General features: G+C 71.9%; 13 protein-coding genes. 8 read left to right on the plus strand and 5 right to left on the minus strand.

The window, feature by feature from the left end; genetic code table 11:
- Positions 1-78 precede the first annotated feature (78 nt).
- The 3 genes from CS1GBM4_RS01565 to CS1GBM4_RS01575 all read left to right on the plus strand — a co-directional run bounded on the left by CS1GBM4_RS01565 (position 79) and on the right by CS1GBM4_RS01575 (position 4,222).
- Positions 79-1,494 carry a cytochrome P450 gene (locus CS1GBM4_RS01565; RefSeq protein WP_186416924.1) on the plus strand — a complete coding sequence of 472 codons (1,416 nt, stop codon included), beginning with the start codon at positions 79-81 and terminating at the stop codon, positions 1,492-1,494.
- 366 nt (positions 1,495-1,860) lie between these two features.
- Positions 1,861-2,316, plus strand: a complete 456-nt coding sequence (locus tag CS1GBM4_RS01570) for a glycine zipper domain-containing protein (RefSeq protein WP_210201512.1) — start codon at positions 1,861-1,863, stop codon at positions 2,314-2,316.
- A 163-nt stretch (positions 2,317-2,479) separates the two neighbouring features.
- Positions 2,480-4,222, plus strand: coding sequence for a hypothetical protein (locus CS1GBM4_RS01575; RefSeq protein ID WP_186416925.1), 1,743 nt, complete (start codon positions 2,480-2,482; stop codon positions 4,220-4,222).
- 17 nt (positions 4,223-4,239) lie between these two features.
- Here CS1GBM4_RS01575 and CS1GBM4_RS01580 read toward each other — a convergent pair whose 3' ends face one another.
- A complete protein-coding gene (locus CS1GBM4_RS01580; RefSeq protein WP_186416926.1) occupies positions 4,240-4,887 on the minus strand; it encodes a hypothetical protein in 648 nt (215 codons plus the stop codon).
- A gap of 116 nt (positions 4,888-5,003) precedes the next feature.
- On the opposite strand from CS1GBM4_RS01580, the gene CS1GBM4_RS01585 reads away from it, so the two are divergent.
- The 5 genes from CS1GBM4_RS01585 to CS1GBM4_RS01605 all read left to right on the plus strand — a co-directional run bounded on the left by CS1GBM4_RS01585 (position 5,004) and on the right by CS1GBM4_RS01605 (position 18,208).
- Positions 5,004-7,373 carry a hypothetical protein gene (locus CS1GBM4_RS01585; protein ID WP_186416927.1) on the plus strand — a complete coding sequence of 790 codons (2,370 nt, stop codon included), beginning with the start codon at positions 5,004-5,006 and terminating at the stop codon, positions 7,371-7,373.
- Positions 7,370-10,909, plus strand: a complete 3,540-nt coding sequence (locus CS1GBM4_RS01590) for a hypothetical protein (protein ID WP_186416928.1) — start codon at positions 7,370-7,372, stop codon at positions 10,907-10,909. Before CS1GBM4_RS01585 ends, CS1GBM4_RS01590 begins: the two co-directional genes overlap by 4 nt.
- A 122-nt stretch (positions 10,910-11,031) precedes the next feature.
- Positions 11,032-12,522, plus strand: coding sequence for a hypothetical protein (locus CS1GBM4_RS01595; protein ID WP_186416929.1), 1,491 nt, complete (start codon positions 11,032-11,034; stop codon positions 12,520-12,522).
- The gene (locus CS1GBM4_RS01600) at positions 12,519-15,176 is read left to right on the plus strand and encodes a penicillin-binding transpeptidase domain-containing protein (protein WP_186416930.1); all 2,658 of its coding nucleotides are present in this window, start codon (positions 12,519-12,521) and stop codon (positions 15,174-15,176) included. The genes CS1GBM4_RS01595 and CS1GBM4_RS01600 overlap by 4 nt, the downstream gene beginning before the upstream one ends.
- Positions 15,173-18,208, plus strand: coding sequence for a hypothetical protein (locus CS1GBM4_RS01605; protein ID WP_186416931.1), 3,036 nt, complete (start codon positions 15,173-15,175; stop codon positions 18,206-18,208). Before CS1GBM4_RS01600 ends, CS1GBM4_RS01605 begins: the two co-directional genes overlap by 4 nt.
- Positions 18,209-18,376: 168 nt before the next feature.
- On the opposite strand, the gene CS1GBM4_RS01610 is transcribed toward CS1GBM4_RS01605, so the two are convergent.
- From CS1GBM4_RS01610 to CS1GBM4_RS01625, 4 genes are all read right to left on the minus strand, one after another.
- Positions 18,377-19,831 carry a hypothetical protein gene (locus CS1GBM4_RS01610; protein ID WP_186416932.1) on the minus strand — a complete coding sequence of 485 codons (1,455 nt, stop codon included), beginning with the start codon at positions 19,829-19,831 and terminating at the stop codon, positions 18,377-18,379.
- A 68-nt stretch (positions 19,832-19,899) separates the two neighbouring features.
- Positions 19,900-20,457, minus strand: coding sequence for a hypothetical protein (locus CS1GBM4_RS01615; protein WP_186416933.1), 558 nt, complete (start codon positions 20,455-20,457; stop codon positions 19,900-19,902).
- On the minus strand, positions 20,454-22,016 hold the full coding sequence (locus CS1GBM4_RS01620; RefSeq protein WP_186416934.1) for a hypothetical protein: 1,563 nt from the start codon (positions 22,014-22,016) through the stop codon (positions 20,454-20,456). The genes CS1GBM4_RS01615 and CS1GBM4_RS01620 overlap by 4 nt, the downstream gene beginning before the upstream one ends.
- A 185-nt stretch (positions 22,017-22,201) precedes the next feature.
- Entirely contained in the window at positions 22,202-23,149 is a 948-nt protein-coding gene (locus tag CS1GBM4_RS01625) for a hypothetical protein (RefSeq protein WP_186416935.1), read from the minus strand.
- Between the last annotated feature and the right edge of the window lie 17 nt (positions 23,150-23,166).

Raw genomic sequence — 23,166 nt, forward strand, 5'->3', positions numbered from 1 at the left:
CAAAACCAGCGGGAGATTGTCGCCGTCAGAGGCGGTTCCGACCGGGCGGTCCGGCCGCCTGCGCGAGGGAGGGCCCGCATGATCGCAGCGGATGGAGCCGTGTCGGCCGCGCAGGCCCGCCGGCTGCGCCCACCGGCCCCCGTGCCGGAGGAGCGCGAATTCGGCCGTCTCGAGCTGCTCCTGCGGCTGCGTCGCAACCCGCTGACGATCTGGCGGACACGCCATTTCCGCGAGCCGATCGTCGCCGGCGAGGGGCTGTTCGGCTACGGCGTCGTCATCTCGGACCCCGACGCGGTCCGGCACGTCCTGGTCGACAACGCCGCGAATTATCGCAAGGACGACCTGCAGCGCACCATCCTGGCGCCCGGCCTGGGCGAGGGCCTGCTGACGGCGGAGGGCGAGGCCTGGAAACGGGCGCGGCGGACGCTGGCGCCGCTGTTCACGCCGCGCGCCGTCGCGGCGCTGGCCGAGCGCATGACCGGGCCGGCGGAGCGGACCGTCGAGCGCATGTCGCGACGGCGCGACGGCCGCATCGTCGACATCGCCGCCGACATGACGCGGGTGACCTACGACATCCTGGCCGAGACGATGTTCTCGAACGCGATCGCCGGCGGCGCCGAGGCGTTCGGCAAGGCGCTGACGCGCTATTTCGAGACGCAGGGCCGGATCGATCCGCTCGACGTGCTCGGCGCGCCGTCCTGGCTGCCGCGCATCGGCCGCTGGATGGCGCGCCCGGCGATCTCGTTCTTCGAGGCGCAGGTCAAGACGATCATCGCGGAGCGGCTGGCGCTGCATGCCGGTGGACACCGGCCCGGGCCCAAGCCGGATCTGCTCGATTCCCTGCTCGCGGCTCGCGATCCCGAGACCGGAGCCGGGCTGAGCGAGGCCGAGATCGGCGCCAACATCGTCACCTTCATCGGTGCGGGCCACGAGACGACGGCGAACGCCCTGACTTGGGCGCTGTACCTGATCGCGCTCACGCCCGATGTGCGCGAGCGGCTGGAGGCCGAGATCGATGCCACCGGCGACGACCTCGCCGCCGCGGCCCTGTCCGGCGAGCGCCTGGCCTTCACCCGCGCCGTGATCGAGGAAGCGATGCGCCTCTACCCGCCGGTCCCGTCCCTGTCGCGCACCGCATTGGCCGACGACCTGGCGGCCGGCCGCTGCCTCATCCCGAAGGGCGCGCTGGTGGTCGTCTCGCCCTACCTCCTGCACCGGCACGAGACCCTGTGGCGAGCCCCCGACCGCTTCCGGCCCGAGCGCTTCCTGCCCGGCGCGCGCGAGGGCATACCGCGCTATGCCTATCTGCCGTTCGGTGCCGGTCCGCGGGTCTGCATCGGCCAGCAGTTCGCGATGGTCGAAGCGGTGATCGTGCTCGCCGCGCTGCTCCGGCGGCTGCGCTTCGATCATGCCGGCGCGGAGGCGCCGATGCCGGTGCAGCGCATCACCCTGCGCCCCGATGGCGGGATGCCGATGCGCGTCAGGGCACGGTGACGACGGGAGCCGGACCGCGGCGAATTAACCACAGCCGCCGGAAAAGCGGCGAGGCCGGCCGCCATAGCGCCGAAAGCCGTCGCTCCCGGGCTGCCGGCGCCGCGGACCGACGGCCGCCCAGCCCTCCGGCCGGCCTTGCCGCCGCTGCGTTTTCGGGAGGTCGGGCGCGGGGAACAATTTAAAAATTGTCGGAATCGTGACAAAGTGGGCGGCCCTTGCCCAGAAAAGGCCAATATGGAACAGATGCCGGGGTGTGGTGCCGTTTGGCTCTGCCGACTTTGCGGAACTGGCTCTGCCGACCGCAAGGGCTGCCTGGGATTGCAGGCGCCATAGATTTTGGAAACAACTTTTCACTGGGGTGACGTGATGCATGCCAAGACCATGAAGGCCGGAACCATTCTCGTCGCGGGCGCTCTCGCGCTCGGCGGCTGCACCGCTTCGCAGGAACGCGTCGCCGCGGGCGGCGCGCTCGGTGCCGGCGCCGGCGCCCTGATCGGCGGCGCGGCCGGCGGCTGGCGCGGCGCGGCGATCGGCGCCCTGGTCGGCGGCGTCGCCGGCCTGGTGATCGCCGATGCGATCGAGAAGGAGCGCGCTCGCGAGGCGGCCTACATCGCCGCCCGCTCGGGCGGCAGCAACGTCCAGCGCTTCCGCAATTCGAGTGGCCAGGACGTGACCGTCCGCGCCCGCACCGTGCGGACCTACAACAACAACCAGGGCCAGCGTGTCCGCGTCGTGGAGCGCACCGTGACCCGCAACGGCCAGGCGGCCGGCACCGACCAGGTCGAGGTCAATCTGGCGACCAACGAAGCTTCCGGCATCTGAGCCGCGGCGAAACGAGAACCGGTCCTCCCTCGCCCGCGAGGGAGGACTCCATGAGCAACACACCGAGATGACTGCGCGAGCACTGCCGAAACGGATCCTCTGCCTCACGATTGCCTGCCTCACGGCGACATCGCCGGTCGGGGCCACGGCTCAGACGCAGATGATGCCGGGTTTCGAACCCCATAATCCGTTCGGTTCGGCGGCCCAGCTTCTCTGGCAGCGCATTCAGCAGCAATGCCGCCCGCTCAAGCTGCCGGTCGTCATCGGCATCGCCTCGCGGCCGGTGACGCGCACGGCCTTCACGACCGACCAGGGCAACAACATCATGCAGCAGATCCGGGCTGCATTCTCGAACATTCCCGGCGTGACGATGGCGCCCTGGCTCGACATCGACCCGATCAAGGGCATCGTCGACACCGGCGTGCTCGACAACCCGATGGCGGGCGACAACAAGGAACAGCTCAGCAAGATCCAGATCGAAATCCGGGCCTCGGGCCAGAAGGTCGGCGCGGCGGCGCGCTTCAACCTGTCGGCACATGGCTGGAACGGCTACGAGAACTGCTCGCCGAGCCTCGACCCCTTCACCGTCTCGCAGGATTTCATCGGCGAGGAGTACACCTCGACCGACGAGCTGTTCAACAAGGTCGCCGCCGGCGTCTGGCAGGCCTCGGTCGACACCTCGAATCCGCTCACGCTCACGGTCAGGATGCTGAGCGGGCTGCCCGTCAGCGCCGGCTGGCAGGAATTCTTCTCCGACAAGATGCGGCGCGCCCTGAGCCGGCAGAACGCCGAGGAGAAGGAAACCAAGATCCGGGCCGAGCGCCATGTCTCGCTCGTCATCGCGCATGATCCGGCCGGGGACGAGGACAAGCGCTGGGACGGCATGGTCACGATCGACCCGCGCCCGCTGGGCTACCGGATCTCGGTCAGCGTCAACCGCCGCAACACGACGCCGGTCTCCGAGGACGGGCTCGTGACCCTGGACGAACTGCCGACGATGCAGCAATGGGCCGCGCTCGGACCGGCGAGCCGGCGCACGAGCCCGACGCCGCGGCTCGACGCATCGCCCCTGCGGATCAATGCGCGGCTCGACGGCGGGCGCTCGCTGCAGCAATACCCGTTCTCCGTCGGGCAGGAATCCTATGTCGAGGTCGACATCCCGACCGCGAGCATCCGCGGGCCGCAGCTGGCCTTGCCTGTCGACGTGCTCGGCCCGAACAACGCGCCGCTGAAGACGATCCACATCCCCAATCCGAGCCGGCCCAACCTGCGGCGCTACAAGCTGGCGGCCGGCGACTACACGATCCGGGTGGCGGGTACGGGCCCGGCCGCCCAGGACTTCCAGCTGCGGGCCCGCGCGGTCGCCACCAACGAGATGCTGCTGCCCGAGGCCCCGGGCCGGCTGCTCCGGCGCTTCCAGGACTGGTACGCCAGCGTCGCGGAGGATCCGCGCACCGGCCAGCGCACCTGCTTTGCCTATACCGCCGCGCAGGAGGCCGGGCCGCGCTATTGGCGCGAGCAGGCTCCGTTCATCCTGCTGCAGGCGAGCAGCGCCGGCAATGGCGAACTCCAGCACCTGATCGAGGACAAGCGCTACTACAAGCCCGGCGCCCGCTTCGAGGCGATGATCAACGAGGGCGGCACGGCGCGCCGGCTCAACGCCAGTCCGACCGAGGCCGGCAATTTCATCCGGCCGATGAAGCAGGGCTCGAACGGCCAGCCCATCCTCGATATGGACGCCGTCGCCGGCTACAACAAAGGCACGACGCTCGAGATCAGCGGCACCACGCCCGACGGACGCCCCGCCCATGTGATCTATTCGCTGCAGGGCTACCGCGCCGCCGTCAATGCCATGTCGCTCGAATGCGGCCGGCGCGACCTCGCCAACGCCCTGGTCTGGAAATAGCCGGTCCGCTGATGCGCTCAGGCCAATGCCAGCGCCACCTGCGCCGGCTTCCCGTCCGCCATATCGAAACGGATCAGACCGCGGCGGATCTCGGGGGCCGTATCGAGCACGGCCGGGAGCGAGCGGGCGGTCCGTTCGAGCACGCCCAGCAGGGCCGGGGCGAGGCGAGGATCGCTCCACACCTGCCGTGCGCGACGGCCGAACGGCGCGAGGAAGGGCTCGACCCCGCTCCACGCCAGGGTGATGTCGCGAGGACCGCCGGCGGCTTCGACCCCGCGCAGGATCCGCTCGATGATCGGCGCCCAGACGCCGTCGTCGTAGCGGCCGGTCGGAAGCAGCACGATCAGCCGCTTCATGCCGATGAGAGCCGCCTGCGCCGGCGACACCGCCGGCTCGCGGAACAGGCGCGGCAGCAGGCGCGGCGCCAGGAAGCCCGCCTCGATCTCGCGGGGCGGCTGCTCGGGGGAATCGGACAGCGTCACGCGACGGAGCGCGACATCCTCGCCCGCCGACGCCTCGGCGAGCGCAGCGGGCAGGGCGCCGGGCAAAGCGGCAAAGCAAACCGTTTCCGCTGTCATCGCATCCCGCTCCGCCTCGATGTCCGCGCCCTCCCGTCCGCAAGGCCGGGCGGGCAGGTTTCGAAAGTCGCGGCGGTCCAGCCGCAAGTCCAGGCTGCGACGATCGAAGTCGAGCCCAGCGCATCTCTTGCAAGACGCCGGACCATCGCGCAAGGTCCGCTTACGTCGCCCCGCCTCGTTCGTCTTTCCCGGAGCCTGTTTCCGTGACCGCTTCCCTGGCGCCTGTCGCCATCATCTGGGACGGATCGCGCCATGTCGCCGCGATCTGGCGACAGAGCGCACCGGCCCGGTTCCTGGCCGCCGAAGACGCCGCAGGTCGCGCCTGCCTGATCGCAGCCGCCGATGCCGGAAGCGCCGCCCTCCATGGCAGGCTGCCGGCGGGGAGCCGCTCGCTTCGGATCGTGACGCTCGCCGCCGACGGCCGCCTGGCCACGACTCCCGTGCAGCTGGACGAGAGGCTGTCGCTCGCAGAGGCCGATCGCGGCGCCACAGGCCTGACGCTGGTGCGGGTGCATCTCGACGCGGCCGGTGCGTTCCACCTGCAGAGCGATCCGGCCGCCGCGGCGCCCGGACCGGAAGCGGCGGCGCTCGTCGCGTCCGGCCTCAACCGCGCGAGCGGCTCCGATGCGGAAGGCTTCCGGCTCCTCGCCGGCCCGTTCCTCCATCCGGATGACGAGCGGGCGACCACGACCACGCTGAGCGCGCGGCGCTGCGACACGGGCGGGCTGACGCTGTCCTTCGGCGGCGGTGGCGGCGCGGCGGCGATGTCAGGTCTGCTGGTCGCACATCTGCCGGCGGCAATGCGAGAGGCCCGACAGGCGCTGGCGCGGATCGATCAGGAGCTGCGGCTGGCGATCGAGGCCGAGCTCGACAGGCTTGCGACGGCTCCCGCCGACGAGCGCGACGTCGATGCGACGGGGCTCGGGCGCGTGGCCGCACTGCGCCGCGGCTTCCGGCTGCTCCAGCCGCATGCCGAGGCCGATGGCGGCATCCTCGCATTGCCCGACTGGGTCGAGGAGGACGAGATCATCGTCTTCGCCGAACCGCGTCGGCAGTTGCTCTGGGCCGGCGAGGGAGCGGGCGCGAGCGGGGCGCCGATGGCGCTGCGCTGGCAGGACGGGGCCTTCGCCGTGGTCTCGCATCGCGAGCGCTATGCGGCCTCGGCCGCGACCGGATTGACGCTCGGCCATGGCGGGAACGCCCTCGTCGTCGCGGCCCCGGGCGCCGCCGCGCCGCTGCACGACGATCTCGCCCTCGCCGCCGAGCGTCTGGCCAGGGGGCTCTGGCAGGCGACGAGCGCGCTGCGGCCGGCGCGCCTCGCGACGGTCCTGGACGACATCGCCCGGCGCACCCCCGCTGCGCCGGCGGGGCCTCTCGCCCGGCTCGACGCGCACGCCAGGACGGCTCCGTCGCCGATGAGCCTGCTCGAGGCGCTGGCGGAGACGGCAGGCCTCGATCCCGCCCGGATCGACGAGCTCGGCGAGCGCGGACTCGACGAGCAGATCGCCATGCTGCTGCGCGCGGTCGCGCAACCGCAACTGGCGCGGCGGGCCTGCGCCGTCCGTCTCGTCCTGCCTCTGCCGGAACCGGCGCAGGGTGAGGACGGGCTGGAGCGATTGCTCGCCTGGTACGAGGATCCGGGCCTGCCGCAGGCACTGGCCCGCGAGGCGATGGCGCTGGCAGGCCACGACCGGCGGGCGATGCGCCTGCTCAACGACGTCGCCGCCAGCGCCCATCAGAGCTGGATCGAAGCCGGCCTCGCCGCGGAAGCCGAGCAGGCGATGGCCGAGGCCGCGACGCTCCGCGGCCAGCGCCGGCTCTCGCCGCTCGATACGATGCTGCTGGCGCTGCGGCGACAGCCGCAGCGCCAGCCGGCGCCCGGCCTGGACCTGATCGCCCGCATGCGCAGCGAGCTCGCGGACGCGGCGCGGGAGGCAGGCCAGCCGGCGATCGTCACGGAGGAATTGACGCGCCGGCTCGGCGAGCTCACCCCGGGTGAGATCGTCCTGCTGCACGGTCATTTCGCGGCCTTGCGGCGGGAGGCCGAGCAGGCCCTGGCCGCGGCCGAGCTCATCCGCAGCTGGGAGGCGGCGGCCGGGCTGCCGGGTCTCGCTGCGCGGGCCCATCGCGGCGGCGATCCCGTCAAGGGAGCCGAGCGGCTCAGTGCGACGAGCGGCCGGTTCGCCGCCTCGCTGTCGCGCATCGAGAGCCTCGCCCCGGCGCTCGCCGGTCTCGCCGCCGAGATCGATGCGCTGCTCGGACCCGCCGCCGAGGCGACGGAGCGCGGCAAGGCGCTGCGCGCCACGCTCGACGGCTATGGCCGGCTCCTGCTGGCGCAGCTCGCGCTGCGGGAAGCGGATGCCGCCTTCGCCACGGTGCCCTTTGCCGGGAAGGCGCTCGCCGATCCGCACGATACCGGCTTCGGCGCCGCCTACCGCCGGCTCAGGGCCGGCGCCGGCGACACGCTGCCGCGCTACCTCGCCGCCGCCGCCGCGCTGACCGGGCTCGATCATCACTGGGGCGCCGCCCTGGCCGGCGCCGCCACGGCCATCGCTTCGAGGCAGGACGCATGACCAACCTGCCCTGCTACAATCTCGAGACCCGGCTCGGGAGCTTCGCCGCGACGGTCGCGCTCGACCGCAGCGGCGAGCTGATCGACCTCCTCGCCTTCGAGGCGCCCGAGGACATGGTCAAGGCGGTGACGGTCTCGCTGGTCTCGCATGCCCCCAGCCTGGCGAGCGGCGCCGATATCGGCTGGCTGCAGGGCGACGCCCTGCTCGACAAGGCCGCGATCCGGGCCGGCGAACGGCTGGTGCTGGGCCTGCGGCGCGAGGCGGTGATGCGCGCGGTGGCGAACCACCGGGCGCAGGCCGATGTCGACGGCGACGCCAGCCTCGAGATCGCCTTCTCCACCATCGTCGAGACCGCGAGCGGCACCCGCGCCTCGCCGCGGCGCATCCTCAAGGTCGCGGCACTCGCCGGGGCCTCGCAGCCGGAATGGCGGATCGACCCGGTCGAGATCGATCTCGATTCGCTGCAGGCCGGCAAGCTGCTCGCGATCGGCCAGATCGCGATCGACATCCCGCGCGACATCGTGCTCGAGGGCCGCCGCGGGCTGATGGTCGAGGCCAGCTGCTTCGGCATCGGCGCGCAGCATCTGTCGCTCAGCGTCGCCGCGCCGATGGACCATTCGGTCTCGCTGAGGCGCTTCCCGGACGCCGGCAGCGCGACCAGCCGGCATCTGATCTGGCTCGCCGACGCACCGGCGCTGGCCGGCCAGGAGGTGCGGCTCGACGTGACGCTCGGCCGCGACGCCGTGCTCGATTTCGTCGACGAGACGATCCAGGCCAATCCGAGGGCGGCGCTGCAGGCGAGGCTCACCGCCAGGCTCGGCGGGTGGATCGGGCAGGACGGCGCCGGACACGATCCGGACGGACCGGCCAAGCCCTGGTCAAGCGCGCTCGAAGCCCGCTCGGTGCCGATCCGCAGCCAGAATCGCGGCGAGGTCACGCTGTCCATCGCCGGGCAGCATTTCGCCTGCCCGCTCGGCGGAGCCGCGCAGTTCGAGATCGCGAGCGGACTCAACGCCGAGGTCGACCCGGACGACGAGACCTCGATCGTGCGCTGCGACGGGCTGGTGATCGACCTGCGCCGCTGGCCGCTGACGCGAACCGCTCCGCTGACGGTCGAGGTCAGCAGCCGGATGGGCGAGAGCGAGATCGCCGAGCCGCCGACGCCGTTCCCGCTCGAGATCGTGCGCGAGGGCGATTTCGGCCGGCGCGGCCGCGCCGTCGTGCCGATGCAGAACCTGACGGCGACCCTGTCGCGTGCCGTGCGCACCGGCGGCGCCAACGTGCTGCGCGGGCCGATCACCGTGTCGCTGGCGATCAGGGCCGGCGACGAGGGCGGGCGGGCCTTCGCGCAAGCCAGCCTGCCGCTGCGCTACAGCCGCCGCGTCCACCGCCTGCCGATCTGCATCGACCTCGGCGCCTCCGCGACCTCGATCTGGTCGGGCGCGCCGCGCGCCGCCGGGCGGGCGACGGAGATCAAGCCGCTGGCGCTCGGCACCTGGCTCGCCGCCCATGTCGATCCGCGCCATGGCGAGGCGGCCCTGCAGGATGCCGGCGCCGCACCGCTGATCCCGAGCCATGTCGGACTCGATTCCGGCAACAATCTGCGCGCGGACCATGCGCCGCACAGCCTGCCCGATCTGTCGCTGATCGGCTCCGACCGGGCGACCGTGGCGCGCAGGCTCAAGACATTCGCGCGGCGCTACGACGTCTCCGCACCGGCGCCGCCGCCGCAGCCCGGCCTGCCGGAAGGCGGCCGGCGGATCGATTCGCTCAAGCATGCATTGATGTCAGGCGCGGTCTCGCTGACCCTGAACGATCCGGTGCACCGCTACGACGCCGCCGCCGACCGGGTCGTCGCCACCAATACGGTCGAGATCGCGCCGCTGGTCGCCGACGTGCTCGACGAGCTCGTCGACCTCTACGTGCTGCGCCTCGGCGAGGATCGCCTGCGGATCGAGGACCACGCGCCGCCACCGGTGGTGCCGCGCATCCTGGTCTCCTGTCCGAGCGGCATCGGCGACGAGATCGCCTCGCGCTATCGCGCGGCACTCGAATTGTTCGCGCAACGCCTGGAACGGCTCTTCCCCGGCGCGACCAGCTTTCCCGACGCCGCCGTCACCGTGCCCGAGGCGGTCGCGGCGGCGCGCTATGTCGCCAGCCTGCCGGAAGTGCGGGCCGCCGTGCCGGACCAAAGCGAGGCGCTGCTCGTCACCCTCGACATCGGCGGAGGCACCAGCGACGTCGCGCTCGCCCTGCTGCGCCGCGACGGCGACCGGCTGAGCAACACGACGCTCGCCACCTTCGGCCTGCCCGTCGGGGGTGACCTGATCGACGAGGCCCTCACCGAGATCACCGCCCTCCTGATCGACCGGGCGATGGCAGGGCAGGAGGCGCATTGGCAGCCCGCCTTCGCCGAAGCCTCGCTCGGCCGTGCCATCCAGCGCGAGGATTCGAGCGCGATCGCCGGGCGCAGCTGGCTGCGCAGGGCCGTGCAGCAGGCCAAGGCGCGCCTCGCCACCCGCCTGGGCGAAAGGGCCCGGACCTCCCGGACACGCTATGGCTGGAACGCGGATGCGGCCGACGAAGCCTTCGAGCTGACCCTCGCCGAGGTGAGATCCGACGGCGAGCCGGCCGGCCTCTATGTCGCCCAGGGCGAGCCGAAGCTGGCGGAGACGACGCCGCGCCCGGGCCTCGCGCTCGCGATCGACGGGCCCGATTCGTCCGGAACGCGCCGCCTCGTCCTGAGACTGTCCCGCGCCGCGCTGGAGACAGGCGCCGGCGAGGCCTCGCAGCGTCTCGCCGAGATCGGCGCCGTGCTCGGCGGCATGCTGCCGCGCCTCGCCCGCGCCGCCGGTCCGAACCCGACGCGGCGGCCGGCCGTGATCATGGTGCCGACGGGGCGCGCCGCGCTCTGGCCGCCGGTCTTCGAGGCGATCGCGGCGGAAGCCGACGCCAGCCGCGCCGCCTTCCCGTTCGAGCAGCCATTCTCGCCGGCGGCGATGAAGAAGGCGGTGATCGCGGGCGCCGCCATCCTCGGCATCGAGGGCGACATGGCCGGCAGTGCCGTGCAGCACAGGAACCCGCTCGGCATCGCCGCGATGGCGGTGCAGATGCGCGATCTCGGCGCAACCGGCCTGCGTACCGAATTCGCCGCCGAGCGCATCCACTATCTCGGCTACGACATCGGCTCGGGCGCGCGCCTCCATGCCGAGCATGACGAGGCGGCGCCGAGCCTGGGCGGACGCGCCAATCTCGGCCGGCGCTTCCAGTTCGTGCGCACGATCCCGGGCCTCGATCCGCAGGGCAAGACGCTGGCGCGGCTGCGGCCGCTGCTCGGCGGCCAGGATCCGATGGTGCTGCTCGAGGGCGATTCGATCGTGGAGGCGCACCGCGAAGGGCTCGACGGCTTCGGCGTCTGCGAGATCCTCAGCGAAGTGCTGTCGCCGACGAGCCGCAAGGTCACCATCGTCGCCGCCAACGAGGGCTGGGAAGCCTGCTGGCGGATCGAGCACGACCGCGTCTCGCGCATCTACTAAGGGATTGCAGGATCGTCATGGCCCGCACGCGAAAACGGCTCTGGCGTTCCCAAGGGCGGGCTCGGCCCGCCTCGTCGCGACCGTATTCCCGTCCCGCTTTCACTGCCCGAGCGAGCTGACCCATGGCCCTGCCCGATCTGATGGACTTGGTGATGCACGATCCGCGGCGGCTGACCTGCCTGCGCGCCGTCGCGGGCGAGCCGGGCGAGGCCATGCCCGGCATCGAGAGCCTCTGGCGCAAGCCGGTGTTCAGCCTCACCGCGGGCGGGCAGCCGACCAAGGACGGCAAGGCCTCGCTGGAGGACCTGATCGACCGCCATCGCGGCATCGCGCTGATCGACGGCGGCAGCGGGCCGCAGCCGATCGACGTGCCGTTCACCTCGCTCGTGGTTCTGACCGCCGAGGCGCTGCCCGGCGCGCAGGAGCTCGGCCGCTTCCTCGCCGACCGGATCGAGCAGCGCTTCCGCGACGTGATCGATCCCGATATCGGCGTCACCGTCCATGTCGAGCAGAGCCTGCACGCGACAGCGCCCGTCGCCGTCTATCTCGGCCATGGCGTCCACGCCCCGCCGGCGGACAACCGGCTGCCGCATGGCGAGGTCGTCGTCAGGCAGGATGCGGAGACGGCGATCGGCCAGCCCATCATCGGCGTCAACACGCCGGGGGGGCTGTATTCCGGCCAGGCTCGCTACGCCTTCTCGCGCAGCGAGATGCTGACGCCGGCGGTGCATCCCGACCTGCCGGGCGGCACGATCTTCTTCCTCGGGCGCTATCCGGTCGATGCCTCCGCCCGCGACGCCGGCGGGCTGCCGCTGCTCACCCCCCTGCCGCAGACGCCCGAGGCCCGGGCCCAGGCGATCCAGGTCGAGACGCTGGCGCTGCCGGCCGGGCTCAACATCGATGCCCGCTTCGAGATATTGGGCGTGCGCCCGCAGCTCGGCCGGGTCTCGCTCGGCCTGGTCGACGTCACGCTCGACCGGCGGCCCTGCCGGCTGCAGGCGCAGCCGCCGAAGGGTCCGCATCTCGCCGTGGTCGGCCTCGCCATTCCCGAGAATTTCGGCGGAAGGCGGATGGCGCGCTATTGGGTCGAGCGCAGCCATGGCGGGCGGCTGATGTCCTCCGCCATGCTGGCGCAGCGCGACAGCATCGTCGTGCAGGGCCGCGATGCCCGCCGCTACGACCGGCGCGAATTGCGCTACAGCCGCGCCGGCGGCGAGTTCCGCGCCGAGAGCCTGAGCTTCGACGGCCGGCGCCGCTCGCTGCTGATGCTGGAGGATGGCGAGTTCGGCTATATCGGCCTGCCGCGCGAGCAGACGCCGATCGCCTTCGGCCCGGACCAGTCCTCGCGCGGCTACGGCACGTTCGACTGGCTCGGCGAGGCGGTGCGCGTCCAGTTCGGTTCCGGCGTGGTCGAGCGGCTCGACGATCTCTACGATCACAATCCGGCGGGCTTCATCGCCGCCGCCTCAGGCGGCGTCGCCGTGCAGTCGGCCGGCGACATCTGGCTCCTCGGCGGGCGCAAGCCGCAGGCGGCCGGGACGTGCATCATCCCGCCGAACGGGCCCTTCGTGCTCGGCCCGCTGGTGGTGGAGCTTCGGGAGGCGACGCCGTGAGCCATCCGCTCTTCCGCGGCCTCAAGCGCAGCCTGACCGCCGTCGCGGTCGGTACCGCCACCATCGTCGGCTTCCTCTGGCTCTCGGGCGGGCTGATCGGCGAGCTCGCCGCCAGCCGCGCCTGGATCAAGCAGCCCGACTTCACCGAGACCAGCCGCTCGAACGAAGATCTCTTCACCCAGGCGGTCTCGACCGGGCTGATCTGGCTCGACCCGGCCGGCCCGGTCATCCGCTCGCAGCCCTGCGAGGCGCTCTACGATGCGTCGCTCACCGTGCCGACGCCGCAAGGCACGAAGGAGTTCCCGCGGACGCTGCTCGACCGGCTCTGCAACCTGCCGGCCGGCGCGCAGATCCGCTCCGAGATGCTGGCCTGGAACAATTCCTTCCTGATCGCCGCCGCGCGCGACGACCGCGCCCCGGATCGGCGCTGCGCCGACGGCACGCCGCTGACGCTGCCGGTGGTTCCGGCCGGCTGCCGCCCTTCGAGCTGGACGGCGCGCGTCGCGCAGACCACCGATCTCGCCGCGCCGCTCAACCTGATGCCGAACGCGGTGCCGCCGCCGCGCGACTTCGCCGATTTCGCCAAGCGGCGGGCCAACCAGCTCTCCGACTGGGCCCTGTTCGGCCCCCTGCGCGCGCCCGACGACAGGCTCGTGCTCTCGACGCGCCTGCCTGCGGGCAATCGCCGCGTCACCGTCGACATGATCCTCGAACCGGCCCGCATCGTCGTCGGCAACGAGCGGGTCAACCTCGACCCTAAGCGTGACGCGCAGACCGTGCGAATCGCCGGGCTCGCCATCGCGGCCGAGCGCATCTGCTCCGACAGCGACGAGTTCGCCTCCTGCGCCGAGGAAGCGCAGCAGGGCCTGCCGCATGGCTGGCGCTTCTCGATCAGCGGCGCGCGCCGGCGCGAGGTCGAGATCGGCTTCGAGGGCCAACCGGTCCGGGCCGTGCCGCCGCGCGCCCGCGAGATCCTCGGCGGCCCCGGCATCCAGAGCGAGGACGGCAAGGTCAAGCTCTGGCGCTCCTCGCATATCGAGGCCGATTGCGAGCGGGCCAGGACCAAGCTCGTCTGCGAGCTCGGCTGGCGCGGCGCGGTCACGCAGCGGCGCACCGGCGCCGCCCGCGCGCTGTTCTTCGCCGACGGCACGCCGGCGCTCGACAATAACGGGGTGCCGCTGCCGATCGTCGACGAGCTCGGCCTGACCGCGCTGATCGGCTACGGCGCCGGCGATGTCGGCTCGCTCTCGGCGGCGCTCGGCCGGGCCCGCACCCGCGAGAACCTGACGCTCACCATCGAGCCGCGCCTGCAGAAGATGGTGCAGGAGGCGGTCTACGAGCATATGGGCGAGCGGCTCGGCCGCGGGAAGCGCCCGCGCCGGCCCGGTCCGCTGCCGGTCAACCTCGCGCCCGAGCAGGAGCCGCCGGACCAGGGCGACGGCCGCGCCGTCGTGCTGCTGATGGATGCGGGCGACCAGCCGGGCTCGCTTCTCGCCATGGCGAGCTGGCCCGATTTCGTGCCGGGCATGCACAGCTGGGACATCCAGGCGTTGTCGACCGGGCGCGACAGCGATTCGCCGCTCGCCGGCCATGGCTGGCGCGCCGGCGACGTCCACACCATGCCGGGCTCGACCTTCAAGCTGGTCACCGGCCTCGCCAGCATCCTGGCGGTGCGTGAGCAGCCGCGCTTCGCCGACATGATCCTGGGCCGCACGCCGCCGGCGCAGCAGGCCCAGATCTTCGGCATCGGCGGAGGCGGCGGGCTCAATGTCGATGGCGTGCCGATCACCAATTACGGCGGGGCGGGCTTCAATTACGGTATCCTGCCGGCGGCGCAGAGCGGCTGCCCCGATGCCGGCCGCGGCGCGCAGATCGGCTTCTGTGAAGCGCTGATCAAGTCCTCGAACCTGTGGTTCGCGGGCATGGCGCTGACCATGGATGGGCGCAAGGTCGGCGGCCGGCCGACGACGCAGCCCGGCCGCACCGGCACGATCCTCGCCGAGATGACCGAGCACCTCTATCCGATCACCCAGCCGGGCAGCCTCGCCCAGCCCGGCGTCGACCTGACCCGCGGCATCGTGCCGGGCGCGCAGCGGCTGACGGGCGAGGCGCTCGACCTCGCGGTCGAGGACAGGCGCAATGCCCGCCGCATCGACCTCGCCACCAACTCCTACGGCCAGGGCGTACGCGCGACGCCGATCGCGATGGCCTCGATCTACGGCTCGCTCGGCGCGCGCAAGGTCATCCGCCCGCGCATCCTGAAGCCGGTCTCGGACGTCGCCGAGACGCCGCAGCCGAACGAGGGCCAGCCGATCATCCCCGGCATGGATCCGCGCCAGGCCGAGCCCTTCCTCGACGACGCCCAGCGCGGCCTCTACGGCGTCGTCAACTCGCCCGGCGGCACCGCCGCCGGCGTGATGGCCTCGCTGCCCCCGGACATCCGCCGGCGCATCGTCGGCAAGACCGGCACGGCCGATACCGTCGAGGGCATGAACTCGGCCTGGTTCGCCGGCTGGATGGACAATGTCGCGGGGCGCAAGCGGGTCGCCTTCACCTGCCTGGTCTCGCATACGCGGGAAACCGGCGGACGCGCCTGCGGCCGCCTGATGGCCGGCCTGCTCGGCAAGGTCGCCGCGCTCGGAGACAAGAAGTGAGCGAGACCACCGCGCTGCGCCAGTTGATGGGCCGCTGGCTGACCTTGCGGCCCTTCCGCCTGCCGCGCATCCGCATCGGCGGGGCGGGCGGGGCCGTCACCGGTCTCGTGCTGCTCGCGCTCTGCCTCGCCGTGCTCGGCTTCTGGTGGCACAACGCCACGCATCTGATCGAAACCGCCCGGCCGGTGGTCAGCCTCGAGCGGCTCGACCTCGCCCTGGCCCGCGGCGAGACGGTGACCATCGGGCGGCGCGAGCTGCTGCAGCCGCAGCGCTTCGACGCCGCCGAGGCGCGCCATGTCGCCTTCGCCCGCCAGCCGGACGGGCGCGTCACCATCCGCAACGTCGCCAGTACGCGCCGGCTCTGGCTCGACTACCTCAACGGCGCCGGCAGCTTCTCGGCGCGCTGGCGCTTCCAGGCCGGCGACCGCATCGCCGCCGGCGCGCTGGCGATCGTGGTCGACGAGGCGCGGCCGGGGCGGCTCGCGCTGACGCTGACCGAGGCGGGACGTCCCGGCGCCCGCAAGCTCGCCGTCGAGAGCACCGGCCCGCTCTCGACGCTCAGGCTCGACGGCAACGCCCTGCCCATCTGCCAGCCGCGCAGCGGCGCCGACCGCATCCGCGAGATCGTCACCGGCCTGATCGCGACCGACGAGCGCGGCGAGGACCGCATCGTCTCGCTCGGCGGGCGGCTGACCTGCTCCGTTCGCGAGGAGGCGCATGTCGCGGCGAGCGCCCTGCCCTTCAAGGCGCTGACCATCGTCGCGCGCGGCGGCGGCTATTTCCTGGCGCCGGGCGACGCCGTCGACGCGCCCCGCCCGCCGGTGGTGTTCGCGCGCGGCAACCAGCGAATCACCGATTTCAGCGACATCGCCTGGGAGCTCGACCCGGACGGGCCGGCGCGGCTCAGCCACATGATCATCGGCCGCACCCGCTATGCCGTCGACATCGGCCAGGAATCGAATGGCCGCCTGCCGCTGCGGCTGACGCCCCTGAGCAAGACCCACCGGTTCGGGCCCGACGATGCGGAGATCCTGCGGGCGGCGGCGACGACCGACAGCGTCCGGCCGGTGGTGACGCCGCCGCGCCAGCCGATGTCGGCGGCCGAGCTCGGCAACCCGCTGTCGTCGCTCAACGGCGTCGAGCGCGTGGTGCGGCTGCTGCTGACGCTCGGTGTCGCCGCGTTCGGCGTGCTCTCGGCCACGCACCACGCCACCCTGTTCCGCCGGAGCGCCATCCTGGTCCGGCTCGTCGGCGCGCTGGGCGCGACCGCCTTCATCGGCGCGACGACGATGCTGGTGCTGGCCCCGGAACTGTCGCGGCTCGGCGGCGCCTCGACCTCCTACGAATCGGCGCTGCACGCCACCATCCTCGCCTATGCAATCGCCTGCGTCGCGATCATGGTCGGGCCGCGCTTCACCACCCCGCTGCGCCTGACCTGGCTCGGCCTCGTGATGCTCTGCTGCCTCGGCAGCCTGACCCTGCTCGCGCTCGGCATCGACGCGGAGAAGACCGACTTCACCATCCATGCCGAGAAGAACAAGCTCCTGTTCTTCGACCTGATCCCGGTGGTCGCAGTGGTGATCGCCTTCCAGCCGCAGCGGGCAATCGCGGCGCTGCCGCGCTCCTTCTTCATGGGCGTCGGCTTCAAGGACCAATTGCTGCGCGCGGTGCCGGCGATCCTGATCCTCGCCGCCTTCGTCGCCTGGGGCGTGCTCGGCACCGAGACCGGCGTCGCCGGCTTCCAGCCGGTCGAGCTCGGCAAGATCGCGCTCGTCCTCGTGCTGGCGCACATCTTCCTCGGCTTCTCGCGGATCGACTTCTTCTACAATCAGCGCCACTACATCTCCTGGCTGACGGTCAGCCTCGCGACCGTGCTGGTCTTCATCCTGTTCCTGACCGCAGTGCCGTTCCTGAAGAGCGACTATTCGCCGGCGCTGATCATCATCATCACCACGGTCGTGCTCGCCTTCGCCTTCCTCCTGCCGAGCACGCTGAAGCGCCTCGTCGAGATCATGCGCGTCTTCCTGCGCCGCGCCGACGCGCCGCAGCGCAAGATGCGCCGGCTCGGCTGGCCGCGCGGCGGCGTGCTGGCGCTGGTGCTGATGATCCTGCTCGGCATCAATGCGGCGCTGATCTACGCCTTTCCCGGACTCGTCACCTACGCGATCTCCGGCCAGTGGAGCCTGCCCAAGGAGCGGCTCGCCGCGATCGACGTGCTCGAGAAGGCGCGCGGCGGCCTGTTCCGCGTCCCGGCCGAGCGCCTGCTGACCTGGTACGATCTCGACCACGCCACCAAGCGCACCGAAACGACGGCGCAGGACCGCGGCCCGGATGTGATCCACCGTGATCTCGGCTTCCAGCTGCTGCAGTCCAAGGTCGCGCTCGCGGAGATGCCGTGCGCGCTGGCGCGGCTCGATCTCGGCCTCGACAGGACGCCGACCGAGCTCCGCCGCGCGCTCGACGAACTCCCGCCCTCGCCGGTCTCGCTCTGCGCCATGCTGCCGGGTGCCCGCGCGACGCCGATCGCCGAGCGCAAGGGCGAGGAGCAGGACGAGACCGTCAGCCGTTTCACCGTCAGCGACCTCGTCCGCCTGCCGGTGGTGCAGAACGACTTCATCGCCACCTTCCTGATGGTGCGTTTCGGCCTGCCGGCGGGGCTCGCCCTGCTGGCGGCGCAGGTCATCACCGTCTTCGGCCTGCTCAGCCTGGCGGTGAGCCTGATGCGCGAGCGGGCCATGGGCTCGGCGCAGGAGGGCGCCAACAAGGGCATGGCGATCGTGCTCGTCGGCATCGCCACGGTGTTCGCACTGCACTGGAGCATCTCCTGGGGCAACGCGCTTGGCCTGTTGCCGGTGATGGGCCAGCCGATGACCTTCATCGCCGCCGCGACCTCGCATCACATGCTGATGGCGCTGCCTTCCGTCGCGATCGCCCTGATCGCCGGCCGGCTGGCGGCGATCCGCCAGCTCTCGCCGACCAGCGACCCGCCGCCCTGGGGACTGTGGCGCGGCCTGACGCGCGGGGGGCTGTAGCGGGCCTCCTTTGCGGAGCGGCCGAAGGCTGAACCCGGCCGCATGAACATGAGCGCGCCGGCATGCCTTCGCCGTCGCCGGGCGAGCGCGACGGAAGGCGCGACGCCGCATCGCACGAGCTCGCGGGGACCGGGCCGGCGCCGACGCCGCCCGGGAAGAAGGAATGGCTCAGCGCCGCTGGATCTGGATGGAGAGCGCCTTGGGCTCTTCGACCTGGATCGCCGGGAAGCTGGCGATGCCGCCGCGGATCGCATTGGGATTGAAGACGAGGCGGTTCGCCGTCGATTTCGAGGCGACCACGGCCGGGCCGGTGCCCGACTGGAACCTCACCTTGGCCGGCGCGACCGGATCGAGCGCCAACCCGCAAAGCTCCTGCGTGTCGATCGCGATGCTCGCCGCCTCGCCGACCTCGACCGAGGCCTCGCTGTAGCGCGGGCGCAGCTCGTAGAGCTGGGCCTCGCAATTGCTCCCGGCCGGCGCCGACAGCAGCACGAGCCTGGCGAGCGCCGAGCCGGCGGCGAGCGCAGGCCCGCCCTGAGCAGCGGCGGTCCCTTGCGAAGACGCCGCGTTCTGCGGCGTGCCGGCTGGCTGCGCCAGCAGCGGCGGCGCCTGATGCGGACCTTCCGGCGACGCGCCGCGCAGGAAATACCACCCCGCCCCGGCGGCGCCGGCGAAGAGGACCAGGGCCGAGGCCGCGATCAGCGGCAGGCTCAGAGAGGAGGAGGACGCCGCGGGCTTGTCGCCGAGCACCGAACGTCGCGAACGCGGCGCCTGCGGCCCCTTCAGCACGTCGGCGATGGCGGGCTCGTCGCCATGCGGGCGCGGCTGCACCACGGTCTCGCCCGGCTGCGGCGCTGCCGCTTGCGGCGGCTGGCGCGGCGGCTCCGGCGCGGGCTCGAACGGTTTCAGTGCCATCGAGGGCGAAATCGAACCGGCCGGGGCGGCCGGCGCGGCCGCTGCGGCCTGCGCGTCGAAGGAGCCGGTGCGCAGGAACAGGTCGATCGGCGCCGCGATGTCGGCGAGCGTCGCGACGATCGCGACATGATGCGGCTGCCCGCCGAGGAGCTTGCCGAGGATCGCCGCCGCGCGCTCGGCTTCCTCGCCATGCGGCACCAGCGCCAGCACCGGCGTGGCGCCATGCTCGGCATCGGCGAAGAGGTGGCGGCAGCGGTCGAGCTTGGTGGTGAGATGGTATTCCTGCTGGGTGACGCGCGCCTCGCTCGCCGTGTCGGCGACGGAGAGGTCGATCGCGCCCGTTCCCCAGATCACGAGCCTGGCCTCGGCGGCCTTGTGCGTCACCGCCTCGCCATGGGCGAGCGCGCAATGGGCGGCGACGGTCGGCACCATCCAGCTCTTGCCCTGGTCGATGGCACCGGAGGCCGCGAGGCGGTAGCTGCCGCCATCGGGCAGGCCGAGGATCTGCCGCAGGGGCTCGCCGGGGCGCAGCAGATTGCTGTACTGCGTGCTCCAGGGCTCGCAGACCTCGGAGCTCTCGGTCGCGAGGACGACGCGAGAGACCGGCACGCGCGCCGACCAGGCGAGCTTCTTCAGGATGATCGGCTGGTCGGTCGTCGGCACGATGACGAAGACGCCGGAGCGCCTGACGTTCTGATCCCCTGCCATCGCCCTCTCTCGCAGGCCTGCCGTGTTGCTACGCCGGGTGACGCACCGCCTCGAGGCGGCGCCACGCGCTACAGCAGATAAACACCCGCGAGCGGGTTGGCGAGCATCAATCGCAGCAGGTCGCGCTCGGCATCCTGGCGCGGCAGGTCGATGACGATGTGCCTGTCGACCGGGGCCGGCAGCGGCAGGCGCACCACGCCCTCGATCGAGACGACCTCGATCATGGTCGGCGCCGGATCGGTCTCCGACAGGCACTGGATGACCAAGGCCGGCGGAGCGTCGTCCTCCTCGATCACGTCGAGCTCGAACGAGCCGATGCGGCGGTGCGTCGCGCTGCTGTCATAGGCCGCGGCGGCGAGTTCGCTACGCGCCACGGCCTGGAAGGAGAGCAAGCGGCGATAGAGCCGCGCAATCTCCGGATCGGTGCGGATGGCACGCTCGGCGGCGAAGTTCACCGGCTCGCCCCTGACCCGGCGCACATGGGCCCACAGCTCGGCGCGGCTGATGCTCGCGGCGGCGGTCTCCTCCGGCTCGGCGCTCGCGAGAGCGCCCAGAACCAGGCGGGCCGTGGCGCGGCCGATGCGAGGATCGTCCTCGAGCGGATCCTGGTTGAGGAAGTCTGTCATGGCCGTTTCAATCGCCCTTGATAGCGCTGCGAGAAGACGTCGGTGAACCGCGCCTCGTCGCTGGCGGCCTGGGCGACCAGGTCCGTCGTTTCGCCAAAGCGCTTCTGTTGCCTGTTGATCCGGTGCAGGGCTGCTGCGACCGTCCTCAGTGCTCCCCCATGCCTTGCGAAGATCAGCGCCAGTTTCGCATCCTCGATCCGGAAACTGGCGCGGTCATGCCGCCAGCGCCGCAACAGCTTCTGCCCTTCCGCGAGCGCCGCCTCGCTCCGCGGCCCTTCGATCGCCTCCAGCGCATTGCCGATCAGCAGCAGCTCGTCGAGCCGCCGGCCCAGCGCCGCGAGGCCGCCGGCGATGGCGGCATAGTCGAAGGGCTCCGGGCTCTGGTCGACCTGGCCGCGATTGGAGCCGGCGATGCGGCGGCTCGCCTCGACCAGCCGGTTCTCCCAGGGCGCCACCGCGCGCGAGCGGACCAGCGTCAACGGCTGCTCATGCGCCAAAGGCAGCAGGGCCAGGGCCCGGCCGATCGATTCCCGTTCCTCCTTGTTGAGGAATTTCGGCTCGGCCGGCAGACGCATCAGCGCGGCATAGACGCGCTCGCGCACGACGCCGTCCTCGTCCTCCTCCTCCTCCGGCTCGTCGTCCTCGCCGACCTCCTCCGGCTCGAGCTCGCCGAGCAGGGCCTGATGGTCGAGCCAGGCGATCAGCGCCTCCTCCGGGTTCTCCGAGGGCTGGCGCGCCATGAGCGTGTCGATCGAAGCCGGCGCCATGAAGTCGCGGCGCCCGACGCTGCCGCGTTCCTCGCGGATGAGGGCCCCGAAGCGCTCGGCGAAGCGGGCGAAGCTCCAGGTCTCGCCATGCAGCAGGGCGAAGCTCCAGAGCGCGACGAGATCGTCCGGATCGAACTCGCGCTGCCGCTCGCGCCGGCCGCTGGCATTGAGGAAGGCCTCGCGCTGGCGGATCAGGTCGGCGAAGGCGAGCAGGGGCAGGTGGCGCCGGCGCCAGGCCCGCATGAACCGCGCCGGCTCCTGGACCGCCCGCTTCAACCCGTCCTCGTCGAAGGCGGGCAGCGCGAACACCGCGTCGAGCGCCGTGCGCAGCGCAGCGAGCCCGCCTTCGCCGCGCTCGTCCGCTTCGGCGGCGAAGAGAAAATCGGCGAGGCCGAGCGCGCGCCTGATCCGGCTCCAGGAGAAGGAGCGGGTCTTCGCCTCCCCCTTGCCGCCGCCATAGGACAGCACGATCTCGGCCGCCGAGGCTTCGATGCTCGCGCCGGCGAGCTCGGCACGCACCGGGCTGCCCTGACGCAACGGCCGCAGCAGGATTCCGCTCTCGTCGAGCATGCAGCCGATGGCCGCGTCGCGGGCCGGCATGCGCGGATTGGCCGTCAGGGCGCCGAGCGCGAACAGCACCTGCAGCATGTCCCAGAGCGGCAGGTCGGCGTTCTCGGAGCTTCCCCCGGTGATCGCGAGGACGAACTTCTCCGTATCCCGCGCTGAAAACCGGCGCGAAGACGCAATCGTGCTGATCTCCGCGACCCGTGCCGGGTCTATCCCCCAATCCATATCTCAAATATCCGCATCGAACACCGGCGTCATCGCGACGAACGGAAGCCCAGCTTTCCCGCTCGCGCCGCACCGGCGCATATTGCTGCCGACCGCAAAGTAACAAGCCGCCCGGTCGATGTCGACCGGGCGGCGTTTCGTAAAGTTGCGCCTGGATTTATGGTTACCTCGCGGTTCCGCTGCGATCAGCGGGTCACAACCTTGCTGACGACCAGACGGTTGCCGGCGAAGGTGACCTGCCCGTTGAGGCCGATCAGTTCCAGCATCAGCCGGAAGTTGCGGGTCAGGCGGGCCGAATCAGCCGAGGTCGAGTAGAAGAAATCGGCGGAGGTCGTCGTCATCTGCGTCACGCGGTGGGCGCGGTAGCAGCCCCAGCGGACGATTTCGCTCTCGATCCGGTCGACTTCCGCGGCGGTGAACTCGCGCAGCTGAATGGCGAAGTCGGTCGGGAGGTTGCCGCAGCCGTCGCCGGCGGCCTGCGCGACCGGAGCGCCGCCACCGCCGCCGAGGACGATGCCGTCCTTGCCGACCGCCGCGCTGCCCCCCGCCGAGGGACGGGCGAAGCCCTCGAGCTTCTGGGCGATCGCCGCGCCGAGATCGGTGGCGAGGATGCGCGAATGGGTACCGACCGTCTCGAGCAGGCATTCGGCGCCGCAAGGGTTGGGCAGCGCCGGCAGCTGGAAGCCGCCGACCTCGAAGGCCGCGATGAACTGGCCGGAGCGCACGTTCAGCACGCGGCCGGCGATGCGGATCTCGGGAAAGCGGATGTCGGCGGCGACGGCGCGGCGCGCCGAGGCGTAGATCTGGTAGACCACCATGGCGTCCACCGGGGTCGAGACGGCGCGGGCGATCTCGATCAGCTCGGCGTCGCGACGGCGCACCCGGGTGGTCGGGGCAATGCCGAGCGCGAGGCTGGTCTCGTCATAGACCTGGAAGCCGCGGGTGTTCAGATACTCCGAAAGCTGGAGCTGAACCCGGTTGAAGATGCGGTTGTTGCGCGGAACCGTGTCCGGATCGGCGTCGTCCGACATCACCAGCAGGTTGATGCGGGAATTCGGCGATTGGGCGGCGGCGGCGGCTGCGAAGGACAGCAGCAACGCGAGGCCGAGCATGAGACGCTTGAACAAAGCCATGACGGTGACCCCTGGAA

The organism is Allobosea sp. CS1GBMeth4 (assembly GCF_900185715.1).
Classification (GTDB): Bacteria; Pseudomonadota; Alphaproteobacteria; order Rhizobiales; family Beijerinckiaceae; genus Allobosea.

What these genes read in the sequence shown, in the direction of transcription:
- CS1GBM4_RS01565 (WP_186416924.1), top strand. Translation starts at nt 79, where the DNA reads ATGATCGCAGCGGATGGAGCCGTGTCGGCCGCGCAGGCCCGCCGGCTG.
- CS1GBM4_RS01570 (WP_210201512.1), top strand. Translation starts at nt 1,861, where the DNA reads ATGCATGCCAAGACCATGAAGGCCGGAACCATTCTCGTCGCGGGCGCT.
- CS1GBM4_RS01575 (WP_186416925.1), top strand. Translation starts at nt 2,480, where the DNA reads ATGCCGGGTTTCGAACCCCATAATCCGTTCGGTTCGGCGGCCCAGCTT.
- CS1GBM4_RS01590 (WP_186416928.1), top strand. Translation starts at nt 7,370, where the DNA reads ATGACCAACCTGCCCTGCTACAATCTCGAGACCCGGCTCGGGAGCTTC.
- CS1GBM4_RS01595 (WP_186416929.1), top strand. Translation starts at nt 11,032, where the DNA reads ATGGCCCTGCCCGATCTGATGGACTTGGTGATGCACGATCCGCGGCGG.
- CS1GBM4_RS01610 (WP_186416932.1), bottom strand. Translation starts at nt 19,831, where the DNA reads ATGGCAGGGGATCAGAACGTCAGGCGCTCCGGCGTCTTCGTCATCGTG.
- CS1GBM4_RS01615 (WP_186416933.1), bottom strand. Translation starts at nt 20,457, where the DNA reads ATGACAGACTTCCTCAACCAGGATCCGCTCGAGGACGATCCTCGCATC.
- CS1GBM4_RS01620 (WP_186416934.1), bottom strand. Translation starts at nt 22,016, where the DNA reads ATGGATTGGGGGATAGACCCGGCACGGGTCGCGGAGATCAGCACGATT.
- CS1GBM4_RS01625 (WP_186416935.1), bottom strand. Translation starts at nt 23,149, where the DNA reads ATGGCTTTGTTCAAGCGTCTCATGCTCGGCCTCGCGTTGCTGCTGTCC.